Genomic DNA, 18,844 nt, shown 5'->3' on the forward strand with positions numbered 1-18,844 from the left:
CTCACCTCCAGAATCAGCCCTTGCTTCGAATCAGACTCTCCGCTTCATTAATGATCAATCTTCTTTCCTCTTCATCCAACGGGGACAGGAAGCGATAAATGGATGGGTGTTCGTACAGCTCCGACAGGGCAGCCTTCCACTCCCCATCCCCCATGCCTTCAAGGGTGGCCAATACTTCCTGCTTGAATGGGTCTTGTTCCACGCCTGAGCTGGAACGAGTATAGCGAATAGAATGCACCCACTTCATTTTTCCATATCTCCCGTGCTCAGATTGCAGAGCCTCCAGAAGATCACCGTTCTCGATCATTCCTTCCATCTCTTCGGGTAGTGAGGACACATCCGTTAAGATGACTTCAATCAGCCTGTCATCGGGTAATGACTCCAAAGCCTTTTCTATACGCTGATAGACCTCACCAAACCGCTGAGTGCCCTCAAGGGAAACTCTGCACGTTTCCCACACCAGATCGTGAGTTGGTATGAATGACAACTCTGTATGCTGCTCATCCAAAATGACTTCATAACAACCCTTTTCTCCGGTTTCTTTCCGGTGTCTGCCCTGGATGTTTCCCGGATAGACGATATGTGGCTCTTCATGTAATACCCGGCGTTCGTGTATATGACCGAGCGCCCAGTAATGATAATTTTTCTCCAATAATTCACCTATTGTAAAAGGGGCGTATGTTTCATGAGATGAATGAATGCTTCCTTCACTTCCATGCAGGATCCCGATCGTATAACGACCCGCATTTCCTTTTGGATATTCCCCGATCTTTCGTTCTCTGATATGCCTTGTACCATAACTGAAACCCACTATATCAACAAGAGCCCCATTTTTTGTGGTAAGCTGTTTTACTTCAGCATCCTTTAGAAAAATATGTACATTTTCCGGCATATCAAGCTCCAATCGATGACTGCCCAGATGATCATGATTTCCGTGAACGACGTACACAGGGATACCGCTTGAATGCAGGAGATGAAATTGTTTCACTAATTTCGCCTGAGCCCGGATACTGCGGTCTTCTTCGTCGAACAAATCCCCACTGATGATCATAAAGTCGATTTGCCTTTCAATGGCTTCTTTCACCACTCTTTCAAAAGAAGCAAACGTGCTATTATGTATTCGTTCAAATACTTCTTTCGGTAAATGTTTCAGTCCCACGAAAGGACTGTCCAAATGTAGATCCGCTACATGAAAAAATTTTATTCTCTCCATGAAGTCTCCTCCTTGCATGCCGAATATACGTTCTTATATTCTTTCATTATATCCTAAAACCCGGGAACATTTCAGTAGGTAATCACAAATTACCCGATTCAAGTAAAAAAGCTGCCTCCACTTTGGAGACAGCCTTTTCCTTATTTTTTCGATGTTAGATCAATTGCTTTCTTAATATCTTTATACGAATTGGATTTCCCATATAGAAGGACTCCACCGCGATAGACACGTGCCCCGAATACTCCCAGCAGGATGATGGTCACAAGGAGCAGCACGATCCCAATAAGAGGTTCATAGGCAGGCAGATTCAGCATCCCCACCCGCAGGAACATGACCATCGGTGTGAAAAAGGGAATGTAGGACGTTACCGTGACAAATCCCGATTCCGGATTTCCAAGACCGAACATGGAAATGAAAAATCCAATCATGATCAAAAAGGTCATCGGCATGATCATCTGCTGGACATCTTCAATCCGACTCACAAGTGAGCCCAGTAATGCAGCAAGGGTTGCGTACAGGAAATACCCGAGCAAGAAGAAAACAATTGAGTAAATGATGACACTGATGGATAAGGATTCAAATCCAAATCCATCAAAGAACCCACCTACTAGCTCATCCTTCTTGCGGATCATCGTAAAGTAGCCTACACCAAGGATAACAGCTAATTGAGTCAATCCTGCTAGACCGATCCCAATGATTTTGGCAAACATTTGTTTAACAGGTGACACACTTGAAATAAGGATTTCCATTACCCTTGAGCTTTTCTCTGTCGCGACTTCCATTGCTGTCATATTGGCATAAGCAATGACGGAGAAATAAATAAAGAATAAGAGTACATATACAATGCCCCTGGCCTGACTCAGTTCTTCTTCAGACTTTGCACCTTCAACAAGCGCTTCTTTTTCAAATTCAACAGGACCGCTTAACAAGGTAAGCTCTTCCCCAGAAAGCTCCAGTTTACTTGCCGCTTGTGAGGATTTTACATTTTGCAGGGCGATCTGTAATTCTCCGGTTACGGTCGATTCCGATAATGAATTCGATTTATATAGTGCTTTCGGAAGCCCATCTGAGTTGACACTTAATACTAGCAAACCTTTCAGTTCTTCCGTTTCAATTTCTTTTTCGATCTTTTCCATTGACTGAGTGGCCTGTTCTAATTGAATCTCGCTATTCATGATGTCCAGCTGTTGGACGAGTGGATTATACAACTTTCCTGTTTCATCCAGAACGGCTACTTTTTCCTGTTCATCTCCCGTGAAACTCGATATCACACTGTCGAAATTAGCCAGTAATACGAGTGCAGCGGCAATGATGACCGTCGAGATGATAAAGGATTTGGCCTTGAGCTTTGACATATAAGAATGACCAAGGATCAAGAAGAAATTATTCATAAGAAGTTCCCACCTTTTCTATAAAAATATCGTTCAGGGAAGGTTCCTCTAATTCGAATTTTCGAAGGAAGCCTTTTTGCACGACATGATGAAATACTCCTTGGGCAGCAGTCTCGGATTCTACCTGAAGAAGGACACCTTCCGTTGTTTCTTTAAGCTTCGTCACCCCTTCTTGGTCTTTCAAATAGGTAAGGTCAAAGTCGGCATGAATACTGACATTCTTCTTTCCAAAGGAACGCTTGATTTCTTTCAGGCCCCCATGGACGACGGGACGACCTTTGTGCATAATGCACAAGCTTTCGCAAAGCTCCTCCACATGCTCCATTCGATGACTCGAGAATACGATGGTCGTTCCGTTCTTCTTGATTTCCCGGACGGCATCCTTTAACAGCTCGACATTCACAGGGTCCAGGCCGCTGAAAGGCTCATCAAGGATTAACAGTTTCGGCTTATGAATGACGGATGCAATGAATTGAATCTTTTGCTGATTTCCTTTTGATAGTTCCTCGACTTTTTTATGGAGATATTGAGGGACATTGAACCGTTCCAGCCAATAATCCAACTCCTTTAGGATCTCGCTTTTCTCCATCCCCCTAAGACGAGCGAGATAGACGATTTGATCGCTGACCTTCATTTTCGGATAAAGTCCTCTTTCCTCCGGCAGATAGCCGATTTCAGGACTGGTGGAATAATCAATCCTTTTACCATTCCACGTGATCAAGCCTTCCGTTGCATCCAATAATCCTAACACCATTCGAAAGGTCGTCGTCTTACCTGCACCATTCGCTCCAAGAAATCCAAACATTTCACTCGGGGGTATTTCAAGTGACAGCTCATCTACCGCCGTGAAATCCCCAAACCTTTTGGTTACCTGTTGTATTTTCAAACTCATCTTCAGCATCCCCCTCCATTAACGCCAGTAAAGTCTTCTTTCTCTCTTGTACTCTACGATTCTATCCATAAAAGGTTTCATTTTCCATTCTTTTTTCATTATCAAACTATTTTGACTTCCCAAAAAAATGATAGTATGAAAAAATAAAGGGGTACATCATTTCTACAAAAAGGGGTATAAACAATGAAAGTATACAAATTGACGGTATTTGAAAAAGACGGTAAGAAAATCCTGGATGAAGCATTCGAGGCTTCTTCTGACAGCGATGCAAAGAATTTGGGAGCAACCATGCTCGAGGAGAAAGGGTATGCTGAGCATACTCACCGCTGTACCTCTCCGCTTGGAAAGTTATTACTCTTCCATGTATAAATGATTCTGCATTACAGGCATGCCTGTAATGCATTTTCTTTCATGTACATGTATTCAAAAAAGAACCAGCCCCATCAGGCTGGTTCCCGTTGTCTTATTCGCCCTTGAATTCAGGTCTTCTTTTTTCCACGAACGCTTGAATGCCTTCCTTGTGATCGGACGTTTGGCGCATGAGCCATTGACCTTCCTTCTCAAGGTCGAGTGCATGCTGCAATCTATCTTTATTAAGTGCTACATAAACTTCTTTCGTCTTCAACATCGCTTTCGTCGGCGCACTCAACACCTGTTTCGTATATCGCTCGATCCCTTCCTCCAGTTTTCCAGAAGGAATTGCTTCATCGACAAGTCCTTTCATAAGTGCTTCCTGACCTTCAAATACTTTTCCGTTCCAGATTAACCGCTTCGCTTTATGCGTACCAAGGCGCTCCTGCAACAGAAAATGACTACCCCCATCAGGGATCAAGGCGATTCCAATGAAGTTCATGGCAAGCTTGCTGTCTTCTTCACATAATATATAATCAGACGCCAGAGCAAGGCTTAATCCAAGACCCGCTGCCGCCCCATGAATGCCTGTCAAAACCACTTTCGGCATGGAATATAACGTCATCACTAGCTCACTGATCGTATCCATGATTTTAGAGAACTGCTCTTCTCCGCTTAATGAAAGCATGGACTTAATATCTCCCCCAGAAGAGAACCCCTTTCCTTCTCCTGTCAGGATCAATAAAGAAATCGCTGGATCATTCTTCACTTCTTTTAATGCTGCCAAAAGCTCTTCCATCAGCTCCGCATCCAATGCATTCAACGATTGTGGCCTGTTCAGCCGAAGCCTCGCCACCTTACCTTCCTTATGTAGATTTACTGTTTGATATTGATTTGACACTGTCAAAAAAATCCCTCCCCTTTTTATTAGCATAGCGTAAAACTTAATTTTCAGGAATCATTTTTTAGAAAAGTTAAATAATTCGAGAGGGAGACCGACATAAAGCCAACCTCCCCTCCCAATTAAACCTGCTTCATTTGGTCCTGTACCTGGTCACGGAGGGCTCTTTTTAAAAATTTCCCAACTGATGTTTTAGGAATTTCCTCTAGGAATAGAATTTCATCTGGAAGCCACCATTTAGCAAACTGAGGCTTAAGGAAGTCCAGGATCTCCTCTTTGGTCACACTTCCTTTCCCCGAGTCTTTTAATACGACACACGCGATAGGCCGTTCCTGCCACTCTTCATGAGGGACTGCCACCACAGCAGCTTCAAAGATATGTTCATGGGCCATGAGCGCATTTTCAAGATCGACAGAGGAGATCCATTCCCCACCTGATTTAATTAAGTCCTTCGTACGGTCGACGATCTTGATGTAGCCTTCTTCATCAATGGTGACGACATCACCCGTATACAGCCATCCATCACGGAATGCATCACTTGTCCGTTCATCGTCATAATACTCAGAAGCAATCCAGGGACCCCTTAAGGCTAGCTCGCCCATCTCAATACCGTCCCAAGCCACTTCGCCATCCTTCCCGACGATCTTCATGTCGAGTCCAGGGACGAGGATCCCTTGCTTCGCTTTCAGGTCAAGCTTCTCTTCGGCAGAGAGGTCATCCTGATAGCTTTTTGATGCTGCAATCACGGCAAGTGGACTTGTTTCAGTCATGCCATATGCATGCATGAACGGAATGCCGAATTTCTCTTCGAATGTGCGAATCATTCCTTTAGGGGCAGCTGATCCTCCACATAAAACGGACCGAAGACTTGTGAGATCATATTCCTTTTTCTCCAGTTCATTGAGTAATCCAAGCCAAATCGTCGGCACCCCGGCAGATATGGTTACTTTCTCATCCTGCATGAGCTGGGCCAGTAACCCTGGAGTAAAATATGGTCCAGGCAGAACCTGCTTCGTTCCGAACCACACCGATGCAAATGGGAGTCCCCATGCGTTCACATGAAACATCGGCACCACCGGTAGCGCCACATCCCTCTCACTGACGCCAGTCGTATCTGCAAGGCCGAGAGCCATCGCATGCAGTACGATCCCTCTATGTGAATAAACCACTCCTTTTGGATTGCCTGTCGTCGCGGAAGTGTAACACATTCCGGCAGGTGCATTCTCATCTATGTCCGTACTGAATTCAAAAGATGGATCCCCTTCCTCCAATAAGCGTTCATAATGATACACGGGCTCTAACACCGTCTCAGGCAGCTCTCCATCGGTCATCACGATAAATGCCTTGACCGTCGGGATCTGGTCTTTGATCTTTTCAATGAGTGGGACAATATCAGGGTCGATGAGCAATACTTGATCTTTTGCATGATTGATTATATAAACAATGTGCTGTGGGGATAATCGGATATTGATTGTATGTAATACAGCCCCACTGCATGGAATCGCAAAGTATGCTTCCAAATGACGATGGTGGTTCCACGCGAGTGTACCGACTTTATCCCCTTCTTCAACCCCCAGTGTCTGAAGGGCACTGGCAAGCCTCCGCGTCCGTTCCCCCCACTGCTTGTATGTGAAGCGGTTGATTCCGGATTCGGTCCGTGAAACGATTTCTTTCTTAGGAAAATACTTTTCAGCCCGTTCAATCATTTGTGTCAAAAGCAGAGGTGTTTGCATCATATTCGATCTCTCCCCTCAAAATAGTAAGCGTTTTCAATTGGTGTTTGATTTTCTCTGTCTCATTCACTAATTCTACTTTACAGGTGGTTTATCCTTTAAGCATGAATGAAAAATTCCGGTATTGAGAGGAAGATAGACAAAAAAACACGTCGCAAAGGGAATGCGACGTGTTTCCTATTATGAAAGTAAATCATTTAGAATCTTGATTTTCTTTTCGGTATATTCCTTGAATCCAAGATTATAGGCATTCGGTTCCTTCGGGTTGGCGAAATGCGTAATCTTTCCGGTCTTGGGATTGATGAACTTGCTTGCCGCACCGCAGCCGATTCCGATGATGGTTTGGACTTCTTCCATGATCATGATGTTATAGATGCTATCCTGTCCAGGAAGAGCATACCCGACATTCTCCAGATTACCGAGAATGTTCTTCTGACGGTATAAGTAGTAAGGTTCATAGCCATGCCCCTTTGTCCACTCTTCTGCAAGATTCATCATCTTCTCGATCTCCAGCCGGTCCGCCACTTTGTACTTGTCCTTGTTCTTCGTCATTTCAGACGCCCTTTTAAAGGACAGGGTGTGGACCGTCAACGATTCAGGCATAAGCTTCTCCGTCTCGTCCAAAGAGTGCTGAAGTTCAGGAAGCTCTTCTCCTGGAAGTCCGATGATCAAGTCCATATTGATATTGTTCATTCCCATCTCTCGGGATAAATGAAACTTCTCAATCGTTTCCTCCACTGTATGATGACGTCCGATCGCTTTCAGCGTTTCCTGTGTATACGATTGCGGATTGATGGAAATCCGGTCGATATTCCATTTATTAAGTACAGACAGTTTATCCGGTGAGATCGTATCCGGTCTCCCCGCCTCCACTGTCACTTCCCTTACCTTGTCGACATCAGGGAAAGAGCGGTACATCTCTTCATACAGGGCATCCATCTCTTCTGCTGTAATGGACGTCGGTGTACCGCCACCATAATAAATCGTTGTAATCTTGATGTTATTTTCCTTCATCCACCGTCCCATTTCCTGAATTTCATAATGAAGGCCTGCCAGGAATGAATCCACTCTTCCCTGCTTACCGAGAATGGCATATGCAGGGAATGTGCAATAGGCACATTTCGTTGGACAGAACGGGATACCGATGTAAATACTCACTTCATGCTGAAGATCATAGAGGTCAGGTACAACAGATAACTGACGATCCACGATGTTTTGCATCAACTGAATCTTTTCATCAGTAATCAGGTATTCTTCCTTTAATTTCGCATGAATCTCTTCTTTTGGTGTTCCAAGCTGCGTCTCTTTATGTAAGAGCTTCGTTGGGCGGATCCCCGTTAAGATCCCCCATTTTTGCCTGATGCCGGTCAAATCTTGGAGAACATTTAGGTACACATGGGAAATGGCCGTTTTCAACTGTTTGAAACGTTCTTTCTCATTTTCATACGGAGCCCAGTCATGTACATAATGGGCAGCGTACAACTGATTTGAAGACAATGAGGATAACACGGCCTTCGCTTCGATTCTTTCTCCTGAAGAAAGTTCTAATTGGACTTGAAGGTCTGGGCTGTCATACGTACCAAAGTGAATAGCCGACTCTTCAAAGAATAAATTTGCAATCAATCTTAGAGGGCGTTCAAAACGCTCATCCTCAATTCCTTTTATCAAAACATTCACGTTTTAATCACCTTTCACAAAAACAATTAAGCTTTTATAAGTGTACAAAAAAGGGGTGGGAATGGTCAATGGTCCGAATTTTCTCTTATATAAAAGAAAACCCCGCCTTCACATGGAAAGCGGGACGTTCATTTTTTACGATTTAATGATATTCATCTTTTTCAAAAATGGGATGGGATGCTGTTTTCGGAACAATTCGGTTACAAAGTATGGAATGCCTTTTTCAACCTGGCTGCGGGTGATCCAGTTCGCCGCCTGCCTTACCTGCTTTGGTGCATCCCCCATTGCGACCCCGAGGCCGCAGCACTCCATGGAATCAATGTCATCGATCCCCGATCCGACCATCACGATTTGTTCCTTTTTCACTCCCAGGCGTTCAGACAGATACATTAGGCCACGGAGCTTTGAAACTCCCCTCGGTACGATATCCAGTTTATAATCAGATGTCGGAACGGCGTCCACTTCTTCATACATCCCTTTCAGTGAGGCGACGACATCCCATACATCCTCCCTGTGCTCCATGACCACAGATATTTTCGGAACAGACATTGGATTCTCCAGAAGATGGTCGCTTACACGATCCACGAACTGTTTGCTATAAATTAATTTCGATTCACGCTGCCAGGAAACCTTCGCCATCTCCCTTGCCCCTGTGTTTGCTTTGCCCACGATGGACTTCCTTTCATGGGAGAGGTGTACTTGGCTTGAGAAACCTTCCAGAAATTGAACAATTTCATACGTAATGTCTTCAGCAATCTTTTTCACATACATCGGTTTTTCAAGTTCAGCAGCAATATATGCACCGCTATGGGTTACAATCGGGCTATCAAGCTTCAGGGCTTTGGCCACTTTCTTTGCTGAAGCAAAGCTCCTGCTTGTAACCAATGTGACCGGAACCCCTTTATCTTGAACGTACTCAATTGCTTCCCTCGTTTCCTTCGCAATTTTTCCGTTATCATTTACGATGGTGCCATCAATATTTAAAGCAAGCATTCTATAGATCATCGTTGGTGTCCCCCCTATATGTTGTCTACTCCCTTTCTTTACTTTTATGAAGGAGGGTAGACAAATATGACAAGGGGCGGGATAGGAAATGTTGACTCATGAATGAAGTGTGGAAGGATTTGAGTGCTATACACCTTAGAAATGGGTGTTAATAGTGGAGTTACGTGAAAAGATCCTTACGATATCCGTTTAAATGGGAGGTCTGGAGTATGGATGAGTCTTTCTGGGAAGGGTATAAAACAATGATTGCGTCGTTTTCGGGCTTGAATGCGTCATTTTTGGATTTATTGCGTCATTCCCGAACTTAATTGCGTCGTTTTTTCAATTATTGCGTCATTTCCGACCCTAATCGCTTCATTTAACAATAAATGAAAAAAACACAGATACACACAACTAACTATCTCACCACTAGCACAACAAAAAAAACCGACTCCCCATCAGGAAGTCGGTCCCTATTCACCACTATTATTTCTGCATTGAACCGTATAGTTCTTCAAGCGGCTTCATGATGACTTTGTTTAAGTCATTGATGACCATGCTCATGCGTTGCTCAGCTTCCATTAGCTTAGCGATTTTTTCGTGTTGTTGAACAAGTTGAGCCGTTTTTTGCGCTTGTTCTACTTCTTCTTGGGTGATTTCTTCACCGCTCATTTGTTTTTGTTGAAGCGTCATTTGAATGTTTCTGAAGTTTTCAAACATCTTGCTTGCAGATTCATCATTGTTTACTTCATCATACATTTTCTTCAGTTGTAAAAATTCATCGCTCTGACGCAATGCACTTTCTAATTCGTTCGCTTGATCGTATAAGTTAATAGCCAAAATACGTACCTCCTATAATTTCACTCTCCCCCACTATAACAAACAATAGTGGGGATTTCTAGGAAGGACCCTTAAACAGCGTAAATCAGGAGATCAAAAGGGCGATAATCCCTTGTACGATCCCGATCACTCCCCCGAGCAATGCCCCGAGATATGTGATCATTTTGAACTCCCTTCGTGAAATGCCAAGTACGAGTTCTTCCAATCTGCCAACGGAAAAAGATTCGACCTGCTCCTGCACAATATGCTGCAGATGCATCTTTTCCATCAGGTTCGGAATTTTTTGGGATAAGAGGTCCGTCCCTTTATCCACCCATTTAGGAAGTTCTGTGTTAAAGAAGGTTTCTTGATGCGGCTCGAGCCATTGTCTGAGCGGTTTGGATAGATGTCCTTCAATGTTGACGAGTTTGACGAGGGAGGTCTGAGCTGACCTGATCAAGTCTTCTTCCGGCAATCTATCGATGAATTCTTCCAGCTTCATTTGCTTCAGTTTCGCCCACTCTTTGGTGAGCAGATTAAAGAGGATTTCCTGTGTTCCTTCATGCTTGATGAACTTCACGATTTCAGGCTGTACCTTATCCGCAACCGATGTGTTACCGAGGAACATGCCAAGCATATTGCCCAGCATACCGCGTTCTTTCAGAAAATCATCGATCATGACTTTCACTTTCATCTTTCCTTCCGGGCTGGTGAAATAGGTTTCCGCCCGATCAGCGATGAAGTCAACAAGCTTCGGAATACTTTCTGACACTTTTTCCTGCCATTTTTCAGGAAGTGACTCTTCCAAGGTCCTAGATGTATACGAAGCTTTGGCATCCTTCAACTTATCTGCAACCCACTCCTCCAGCCATTCATTCAGTCTTTCCGAAGACACGGGGACTTGCAGGATATTGAGCCATTCGTTCACTGACTTATCGGATGTGAACACCGGCTTTAATTCTTCTGTGAGCCAACCGGTCACATCTTTTTGAAATTCTTCGTTCATGACTTTTTTCTGAAGGCTTTCAGGTGTGATAAGATGATCCACCACCATCTTCCCGAGTTGCTCCGCCAATTCCCCCCGGCGCTTCGGGATCAAACCCGGCGTGAATGGAACTTTAAATTTTCCAATATAATATGCCCGATAAGGTCTGAATAACATTTTTATCGCTAACGAATTGGTGACTCCTCCGATGAGGGCCCCTACAATTACCATAAACAATATGAGGATGAAAGCATCCAGCATGAGTGCACCTTCCTTTTCTACTTCTCTCGTTTGAACATTTTGCCCATGTTTACATAGAATGCTATATCAACATTAGCCCAATAAATCATTATAGAGTCATTATTACGGGTTATGCAAACGGGGAATGCCTGATGAAGATAAAATGTTCATTTCGTTCGCATTTAAATACAAATGATCATCACCATTTGTATGTTCCAACAAGAATAATGAAGAACCTTACATTTAAACGGCACATGACGTTGAAATGCGGGAATTCTCTTCTCGATGTCATATGCATGGAAACAAAAGCCGATTCCTTACAGATTATGTTGGATACGACGGATTCATTATTCGCGTCTTTACCAAATTTGGAGAGTATATGGGTTTCCACCGATGAAAGAAAAGGCATCATCCATCTGGGACCTGTTGTCGCGCTATTAATCAATCAGTCCATACAAACACACTCTTTAAAAGAATATTTTACAGAGTGTCAGGACTGGTTTCAACGAAAAGGTGGATTTTTCTACCTGCTTCCACTTTCCTCCTTTATCGGAAATGAAACAGGAGGAGTCGTTCACAACGGAAGCGATTGGGAAACCAAAGATCTCCCGCTTCCCCATCTGATTTACAATCGATGTCATTCTCGAAAGATGGAGAGATCCCCATCCTTTCAAAAGGCCCTTATCCGCTTACGGGAAAAGGACATTAGCCTATTCAATTCCGGCTTCCTGGCCAAAGATGAGGTCTACCATGCATTAAAAGACAGCCCTGTCATCTCACAGCATCTGCCTGAAACCGTACAGGGATTCGATTCCTTGGAAGAAATGCTGACCGATTTCCAAGATGTATTCATTAAAGGGATCAACGGAAGCAAAGGTCGTTACATCATGCGCATCCAGAAAAGAGACTCTGGATTTCACATGCGTCAAAACACATTTTCGCCTGAAAACCCGCTGACCTTCCCGTCTTACTCCGCTCTCTACAAACAAATTCGGTCCTGGTGTAAGAGCACTTCATATATAGTACAGGAGACAATTCCCTTCCTATCAATAGAAGATCAGCCATTAGACTTTCGCTTCCTCTGTCACCAGAATCGGAAGGGGGATTGGGAGTTGGTTTCTTCCGTAGCACGCATTGCCGCACGTGATCAATTCGTGGCAAATGTCGATCAGGGTGGCAGGATCGAAAAACCCCTCCTCGTCTTACAGTCTTTCTTTTCTCCTCAGCAAAGCAGAACCATCCTGAAGGAGATGAAGGAATTATGTATCGTTTCCGCAAAGTTACTGGCCGATAGCCTTGAAGGGCATTTCGCAGAGTTTGGCATTGATGTGGGTATAGATGAAAGTGGAAAACCTTGGCTGATCGAGATCAACTCCAAGCCTTCTAAACGAACGTACTTAGAAAACGATCGAATTCGCCCGTCGGTTAAAGCTCTTTATGAATACAGTTTCTCAAAATGGATTGAATAAGGAGGATTATTACGATGAATCATTCTTTGGGCATCATGACCCTCACACCACAGTCAACGAACGATTACTTTCTTGAAATCGCCAGACACTCCAATTCTTATCCGATTGACCTTTACCTGTTCTCTCCTCAAGGGATATCTCCTTTAAATGAAACAGTGGAGGGGCTTCACTACGACAAGGTCAAGGGAGAATGGGAAAAAGACGTCTTCGAAATACCGGAGTATATCTATGACAGGACGTATTATCAGAATGATTTAACGTCCCGGCAGGCAAGGGCCGTCGTTCAGTGGTTAAAGAACCAGAAGCATATCCGTTTCCTTGGTTACGGATTACCAAATAAATGGCATTTGTATGAGAAGCTCACCCAAACCTCCCTTGCCCCCTACATTCCTGAAACCTATTTAGTAACGGAGAGAAATCATTTATTACATCTCCTTAACCAACATAAAGATATCATCATCAAACCAGTGGATGGGGCTCACGGATTTGCCGTTTATCATCTCATAACAACCCAACAGGAGATCAGGGTACGTACAACTAAGAAACAAGGGATCATTGAACAATCTTTCCCAAGCGATGAATTTTTTCTAAAATGGGCCGAACACATCCTTAAGCAGCACACGTTCATTTGTCAAAAACGGTTATTGAACCAGACAAAAGAAGAAGCACCTTTCGATATTCGCATCCTCCTGAATAAAGATGCGAGCGGAGAATGGAGAGAATTCCAACGGGCAATCCGTGTAGGTGAAAGGAATGGCATTTTGACGAATATCAGCCGTGGAGCATCCTATATTTCCTACACCGATTGGAAGAGTACCCATAATTCAGATTCGTGGGACTTTATCGAACATGAACTACGTACCATTTTAGAGGAGATCCCCCTACTTCTTGAGGAACAATTTTCTCCCTTATTTGAAATAGGTGTCGATTTAATCATCGCACAGGATAATTCCCTTTGGGTTCTGGATATGAACTCTAAACCGGGTCACAAAGTCGTACATTCATTACAGCCTGGTAAGCTTACACCATTATACAAAGCACCTTTGGATTATTGTGAATTTCTATCCTCTCAATCTCTTCTATCCTTAAGGCGAGGTGATTTTTAATGCTTCACACGTATAAAGTCGAACCATTTCAAGAAGAAGAGTGCTTACTCTATCTCCCCTCCGGATTCAGGCTCGAGGAAAGCAGCCTCCCACAGACAGTGATACTTGGGACCAAACGACAAACTGCCTCTTGCAGACGCCATCCGAATGGTCGCAATGTATTGGGGATCAGCACTGGCTTGGCCAGAAAACTGAATCTTCCTAGCAAGGTCGAATCCCTCTCACTTTTTTGTAAGGATGATTGTTTATATGCAGGAGTACTGATTGGCATATTCACTGCGGGGTTTACTAGCTTCCGGTTAAGCCCCATCGGTCAACGCTCTCATTTCTTTAAAAAACTATTATCGGTCCAATCTTCTCTTGGGGTTATTCCCTTTGTGTTTGGGGAGCGACATATCGATTGGGAAAATGGGTTGATTAATGGTTTTTTCCATTTTGGGGAAGGGTGGGAAGTGGAAAAGATCCCTTTTCCAAATGTGATATATGACAGACTTCCAAACCGGCGAAGCGAAAAGAGGAAAACGTATCAGAATCTGAAGGAGAGGTTGCAGAGAGAATACGGAATCCCTTGGTATAATCCAGGATTTTTCAATAAGCTCGACCTTTTTGAGAGGTTGGAAAACGACGGGACCGTTCAGCGATTCCTGCCGGAAACCCGACCATTCCAATCTTTCGATGACATGGAGCGGATGCTATCATCCTATCACCATATTTATCTCAAACCGAAAAACGGAAGTCTTGGTAACGGAATCCACAAAATCACGTATAACCGGTCTTCTGATGAATATTATTGCCGTTTCAGAGATCATGATCAGAAGAATCGGTTACTTAAATTTAATAGCTTGGAAAGACTGACAAATACTGTTTTCAAAAACCGGAATCTGGACACTTTTATCGTTCAGCAGGGGATTTCCTTACTGAAAGAAAATAACCGGCCCATCGACTTCAGGGTTCATACGAATAAAGACGAAGAAGGAAACTGGCAGGTCAGCGCAATGGCCGGGAAGGTCGCCGGTTCAGGAAGTGTGACGACTCATGCGAATAACGGTGGAATCGTAAAAGTGCTATCAGAACTATTTCCTGATGATACGGAAAGACAAAACATCGAAGAGCGTTTAAAGGATGCTGCCTTGTTGCTTTCATATGCGATCGAGGAGAATCTTGAAGGATATATTGGCGAAATCGGATTCGATTTCGGTGTGGACGACAACCATCAAGTATGGATGTTTGAAGCCAATTCAAAGCCTGGCAGATCAATATTCTCGCATCCTGAATTAAAGGATTATGATTTATTAACAAGAAAGCTCGCCTTATCTTTCGGAATCTTCCTTACTCAGCAAAGCTTACATCATCCTGAGGAAATGATTCCATGAATATCCTTTATGATCGAACCAAGAGGACCTTTTTTCACTCTGAAGAGACCATCACGACTTTCGGATTTGCAAAGAATTCCTTTCTTTTATCCACTAAAGACACCAATCAAAGCTATCTATTCGATGTGTCAACAGGAAAGAATTCTAAAGCCATCCCCCTAATCGGTATTGTCTCTAGTAAAGAAGGCAGAAGTAAATACAAGGGGAACTTTGAGTTATTCCGTTCGATTCAACAGGACGTGGAAAAGTCCGGTGGAATCTGTTTCGTTTTTTCTCCGCAGGATGTGTTTGCAGATACCATTTGGGGCATCGTTTATAACCAAACTTTACACAAATGGGTAAGGTGCCTGTTTCCGGTTCCGAATGTTATTTATAATCGGGTTCCATCACGGAACGCGGAACAAAACCAATCGTATGAAAAACTTCTCGCCTTTATCAAGAAGCATAACATTTCTTTTTTCAACCCCCATTTTTTTAATAAATGGGAAATTTATGAACTTCTATCGAAGAACGCAGAGCTCAAATCATATTTGCCCCGGACTGAACTTGTGACGGATGAAGATTCCTTAACACGCTTTCTGTCAACTCATAAAAAAATATATGTAAAGCCCTCCCTTTCTTCCCAAGGGAAAGGGATCAGGCTGATTGATAAGGACCCGAATGGCGGGATAGTGTGTAGAAGTGTAAAAAAAATAGAGAGATTCGCATCACTCTCACGCCTTCAACAAACCTATCAGGAATGGTTCTCTGGCGGTCAATGGATCATGCAGGAAGCCGTTCCATGTAAGTCGCTCCATGATCACCGCTTTGATTTTCGCATTTTAGTTCTCCATACAGGAGAAGATTTTCGATTGATTGGGATTGGTGTCCGCATGTCTCAACGTCAGGAGGTCACCACCCATGTACCTGCAGGGGGGAAGGTCATTTCCTTGAAAGAGGCAGCTGACGCGGAAATAAAAAAGGAAATTTCAAAGATTGTTCAAGCTTGCGGGGTGGAGCTGGCTAAATCCTTTGGCTATGTCGGGGAGTTTTCCATCGACCTTGCACCGAGGGAACAAGGTGGTCTGGTTTTATTTGAAATCAATTCTAAACCTATGAGCTTTGATGAGGTTGAAATTGAAACTAAGCGGAGAATACAGCTTGTCCGTACGTTCCTCACACTCAGTTCCCAAAACATGGAAGGTTGAATCTTCGAGAAGGTTCAACCTTTTCTCAATCGTTTATCGTAATGAATTATAGATGGTTGAGAATCTGGTTGCATGTTCCTGTTCATCCGTCATGGCAATAAAAAGAGGCTTATACGCTTGTTGATTCGGAATCTCGAGGAGCATATCCCTGTAAAAGTCTGCCGCTTCCAGTTCATCCTTCAAGGCCCGAAGCACCCCCTCTTTAAAGGTGGTGAAACCCACTTTTTCTTTCTTATGCTCATAATACTCACCTGTTAATAAATAATGAAGATATTGAAACATTTCATAGTGTTCTTTTTCATCCTTTTGGGCATGTTCGATAAACTCCACGTATAATGGATTATTGGTCCTCGCTTTTAACTCTTTATAGAAATAATAACCTGTCCATTCATCACTTATTGCCTTTTGCAAATCACGAATAAACGAATTCATTCTCCGTCCCTCCCCTATCTCTTCAGTAAATTCTATTAGAGGAGACACGCATTTATGATACATTTCACAGCTGGTCCTACACAGGTGGGGTTAAAACGTTTACAATATGATTGGAGGTGATGCACGATGATCCAACATTTTCAATATAAGAACATGTTTGACAATAAACAGCTGCCCGGCTGGACATTCTCCTTTTACTTCGGGGGGACGAAATTCACAGGGATTTACCACAAAGACGGCAGAATCGAATGGACCGGTCACATTCCTGCAGATGATGTGGAAGAAACTCTTAAGAAACAGCTCCATGAACTAATGCTCTTCCATGTATATGAGTGATAAAGCTTACATAGTTCTTCTCTCACGAAAATTTCAGCATAACACGTGCATAACTTCAGCCTCCTTTCTAACACTATAGAAAGGAGGCTGGTATACCATGAAAAGAGAAAATAAAAACGATCAATTCCTTCCAGACACGAATTATGAAGGAAGAGAAAAAGCATTCCTCGATGTGGACCGTTTCATCAACGAAGGTATGTCCGGAGGTTCTGTCCATATGAGGGAAAACACGACAAACATCGAAGAAGCCATTGAAATCACAGATTACGAAGAACCGCCACAATAAAACAAAAAAGCTGCACATTGGGGATTTCTTCCCCAAAGGCAGCTTTTTACCATTTATCGGCTTCTGACAAGCATATTGACGGCTTCTTGAATCGCATCTTCCGCTTTCAAGCCCTCTTCTTCTGATTCGCGTATGCACGCTTCCAGGTTTTTCGCTACAATGAGTCCGATTGTACGGTCAACGGCAGTTCGAACGGCTGATAATTGAGTCACAACATCCTTACAGTGCTTCTCATCCTCCATCATTTTCAATACTCCGCGAACCTGACCTTCAAGACGTTTCATTCGATTCGTAACTTCTTTAGTATATTCCATTCTGGACACCCCATAAGAATTTATTCATTCTATAATAGTATTAAAATAAGCGTATTTTTGCAATCATGCGCTCTTTGAATACTCGAACGATTTCAGTACAATAGTCATTATAACCTTATTTACTATAATATTGAACAAAGAGGGATCAGATGTTTACACATTTACGTAAAAAATACCCCGATGCCGTAATCCAGCACCATTACCCGACAAACCTTGAATCCACGATGGTATGGTTTACAACTAAACATGAAGATGAATATATCGGAATTGACCAATCGGAACTATCCCAGGGAGAACTGGAATTATTAACATGCTTATTTAAACAAGTTGAACCCTCTCCTGTAAACGTGAATGATTCTCCAGCTTCTGTCGAGTGGTACAATTATTTGTTAGCAAATGGAGCTCCCCCCGTCACCAGTGGAGAAGAATTCCGCGTCATTCAGTTCAGTTTGAAGGAAGGTCAGAATCAGTTTCAACTGAAAGAAGCATTTCAGCATTTATTGCCACATGGGACAATCCTTATTTTTCTAGCTGATCGCATGGGCCTGCTCATCGAAGAGAATAACGAATGGACAATGGACGAAGAGCAATTACAATCCATTTCCCATGTTATTGAATCGGATTTTTTCGTCAGCCCTTCTTTTTATATTGGGCAATTTCACGAATTGAATGCTCAATATCCTGCTTTCTTTACTCATGAGCGGGAGCTATTTTCTTTTTCCAAAACCATTCAGAAGCAGGAGTTTATCCAAACGGCTGTGACGATTCTGCCAGAATTCATCCTTCACCACTTTCCTCAAAAATGGGAGGAGCATATGTTCAAAAAGGTGATAGACGTCTTTACTGAAGATCCGGAAATGATTCAAACCATCAAGGTCTTCCTTGAAAACCAATCCAATATCAGTCAGACGGCCAAGAAGTTATTCCTGCATCGAAACAGCGTACAGTACCGCATTGATAAATTTATTGAAAAAACAAATATCGATATTAAACGTTTTCAAGGTGGCATTCTTGCCTATTTTGCCTGTTTAAGCTTCCAATCTGACAACCTGCCCAAAATGAATTAAGTATCTTTGTGCAGGTTGACCATATCGATTTGAATCCGCTTTCTCTACAATGAATACATAGATGAAAACGATTGCAAATCAAGGAGGA

19 protein-coding genes are annotated in these 18,844 nt (G+C 43.1%); 8 read left to right on the plus strand and 11 right to left on the minus strand.

From position 1 onward, the window contains the following. Positions 1-13: 13 nt before the first annotated feature. From LCL96_RS11770 to LCL96_RS11780, 3 genes are all read right to left on the minus strand, one after another. A complete protein-coding gene (locus LCL96_RS11770; protein WP_224941658.1) occupies positions 14-1,213 on the minus strand; it encodes a metallophosphoesterase family protein in 1,200 nt (399 codons plus the stop codon). Between the two features lie 140 nt (positions 1,214-1,353). Next, positions 1,354-2,604, minus strand: coding sequence for an ABC transporter permease (locus LCL96_RS11775; RefSeq protein WP_224941659.1), 1,251 nt, complete (start codon positions 2,602-2,604; stop codon positions 1,354-1,356). Continuing rightward, positions 2,597-3,496: an ABC transporter ATP-binding protein gene (locus tag LCL96_RS11780; RefSeq protein WP_224941660.1), complete on the minus strand. Its 900-nt coding sequence runs from the start codon at positions 3,494-3,496 to the stop codon at positions 2,597-2,599. Before LCL96_RS11780 ends, LCL96_RS11775 begins: the two co-directional genes overlap by 8 nt. 183 nt (positions 3,497-3,679) lie before the next feature. On the opposite strand from LCL96_RS11780, the gene LCL96_RS11785 reads away from it, so the two are divergent. Then, the gene (locus tag LCL96_RS11785) at positions 3,680-3,865 is read left to right on the plus strand and encodes a YhzD family protein (RefSeq protein WP_224941661.1); all 186 of its coding nucleotides are present in this window, start codon (positions 3,680-3,682) and stop codon (positions 3,863-3,865) included. A 94-nt stretch (positions 3,866-3,959) separates the two neighbouring features. On the opposite strand, the gene LCL96_RS11790 is transcribed toward LCL96_RS11785, so the two are convergent. The 6 genes from LCL96_RS11790 to LCL96_RS11815 form a co-directional block, all read right to left on the minus strand. Continuing rightward, positions 3,960-4,754, minus strand: a complete 795-nt coding sequence (locus LCL96_RS11790) for an enoyl-CoA hydratase (RefSeq protein WP_224941662.1) — start codon at positions 4,752-4,754, stop codon at positions 3,960-3,962. Between the two features lie 116 nt (positions 4,755-4,870). Continuing rightward, positions 4,871-6,484, minus strand: a complete 1,614-nt coding sequence (locus tag LCL96_RS11795; protein WP_224941663.1) for a long-chain fatty acid--CoA ligase — start codon at positions 6,482-6,484, stop codon at positions 4,871-4,873. A 177-nt stretch (positions 6,485-6,661) separates the two neighbouring features. Next, positions 6,662-8,158, minus strand: a complete 1,497-nt coding sequence (locus LCL96_RS11800; protein WP_224941664.1) for a coproporphyrinogen III oxidase — start codon at positions 8,156-8,158, stop codon at positions 6,662-6,664. Positions 8,159-8,293: 135 nt separating this feature from the next. Then, positions 8,294-9,163, minus strand: coding sequence for a Cof-type HAD-IIB family hydrolase (locus LCL96_RS11805; protein ID WP_224941665.1), 870 nt, complete (start codon positions 9,161-9,163; stop codon positions 8,294-8,296). A gap of 465 nt (positions 9,164-9,628) precedes the next feature. Continuing rightward, positions 9,629-9,982, minus strand: a complete 354-nt coding sequence (locus tag LCL96_RS11810; RefSeq protein ID WP_224941666.1) for a YlbF family regulator — start codon at positions 9,980-9,982, stop codon at positions 9,629-9,631. A gap of 85 nt (positions 9,983-10,067) precedes the next feature. After that, positions 10,068-11,207 (minus strand): DUF445 domain-containing protein, encoded by a 1,140-nt coding sequence (locus LCL96_RS11815; protein ID WP_224941667.1) that lies wholly within the window; start codon positions 11,205-11,207, stop codon positions 10,068-10,070. A gap of 131 nt (positions 11,208-11,338) precedes the next feature. Between LCL96_RS11815 and LCL96_RS11820 the strand changes: the two genes are divergently transcribed. The 4 genes from LCL96_RS11820 to LCL96_RS11835 are packed head-to-tail and all read left to right on the plus strand — an operon-like array spanning position 11,339 to position 16,321. Continuing rightward, positions 11,339-12,655 carry a YheC/YheD family protein gene (locus LCL96_RS11820; protein WP_224941668.1) on the plus strand — a complete coding sequence of 439 codons (1,317 nt, stop codon included), beginning with the start codon at positions 11,339-11,341 and terminating at the stop codon, positions 12,653-12,655. Positions 12,656-12,669: 14 nt separating this feature from the next. Beyond that, positions 12,670-13,761 (plus strand): YheC/YheD family protein, encoded by a 1,092-nt coding sequence (locus tag LCL96_RS11825; protein WP_224941669.1) that lies wholly within the window; start codon positions 12,670-12,672, stop codon positions 13,759-13,761. Continuing rightward, positions 13,761-15,134: a YheC/YheD family protein gene (locus tag LCL96_RS11830; protein WP_224941670.1), complete on the plus strand. Its 1,374-nt coding sequence runs from the start codon at positions 13,761-13,763 to the stop codon at positions 15,132-15,134. The genes LCL96_RS11825 and LCL96_RS11830 overlap by 1 nt, the downstream gene beginning before the upstream one ends. After that, positions 15,131-16,321: a YheC/YheD family protein gene (locus LCL96_RS11835; RefSeq protein WP_224941671.1), complete on the plus strand. Its 1,191-nt coding sequence runs from the start codon at positions 15,131-15,133 to the stop codon at positions 16,319-16,321. Before LCL96_RS11830 ends, LCL96_RS11835 begins: the two co-directional genes overlap by 4 nt. Before the next feature lie 33 nt (positions 16,322-16,354). On the opposite strand, the gene LCL96_RS11840 is transcribed toward LCL96_RS11835, so the two are convergent. After that, the gene (locus tag LCL96_RS11840) at positions 16,355-16,753 is read right to left on the minus strand and encodes a ferritin family protein (RefSeq protein ID WP_224941672.1); all 399 of its coding nucleotides are present in this window, start codon (positions 16,751-16,753) and stop codon (positions 16,355-16,357) included. 126 nt (positions 16,754-16,879) lie between these two features. Here LCL96_RS11840 and LCL96_RS11845 point away from each other — a divergent pair, with 126 nt between their 5' ends. Further along, positions 16,880-17,089, plus strand: coding sequence for a YheE family protein (locus LCL96_RS11845; protein ID WP_224941673.1), 210 nt, complete (start codon positions 16,880-16,882; stop codon positions 17,087-17,089). A 97-nt stretch (positions 17,090-17,186) separates the two neighbouring features. Then, complete coding sequence (locus tag LCL96_RS11850; RefSeq protein ID WP_224941674.1) at positions 17,187-17,375, plus strand: hypothetical protein; 189 nt, start codon at positions 17,187-17,189, stop codon at positions 17,373-17,375. A 53-nt stretch (positions 17,376-17,428) separates the two neighbouring features. Here the strand turns inward: LCL96_RS11850 and LCL96_RS11855 are convergent, their stop codons facing one another. Further along, positions 17,429-17,689 (minus strand): metal-sensitive transcriptional regulator, encoded by a 261-nt coding sequence (locus tag LCL96_RS11855; protein WP_224941675.1) that lies wholly within the window; start codon positions 17,687-17,689, stop codon positions 17,429-17,431. A gap of 149 nt (positions 17,690-17,838) precedes the next feature. On the opposite strand from LCL96_RS11855, the gene LCL96_RS11860 reads away from it, so the two are divergent. Continuing rightward, positions 17,839-18,756 carry a PucR family transcriptional regulator gene (locus LCL96_RS11860; protein WP_224941676.1) on the plus strand — a complete coding sequence of 306 codons (918 nt, stop codon included), beginning with the start codon at positions 17,839-17,841 and terminating at the stop codon, positions 18,754-18,756. Positions 18,757-18,844: the final 88 nt, after the last annotated feature.

This window comes from Rossellomorea aquimaris (assembly GCF_020172085.1).
Lineage (GTDB): Bacteria > Bacillota > Bacilli > Bacillales > Bacillaceae_B > Rossellomorea > Rossellomorea aquimaris_E.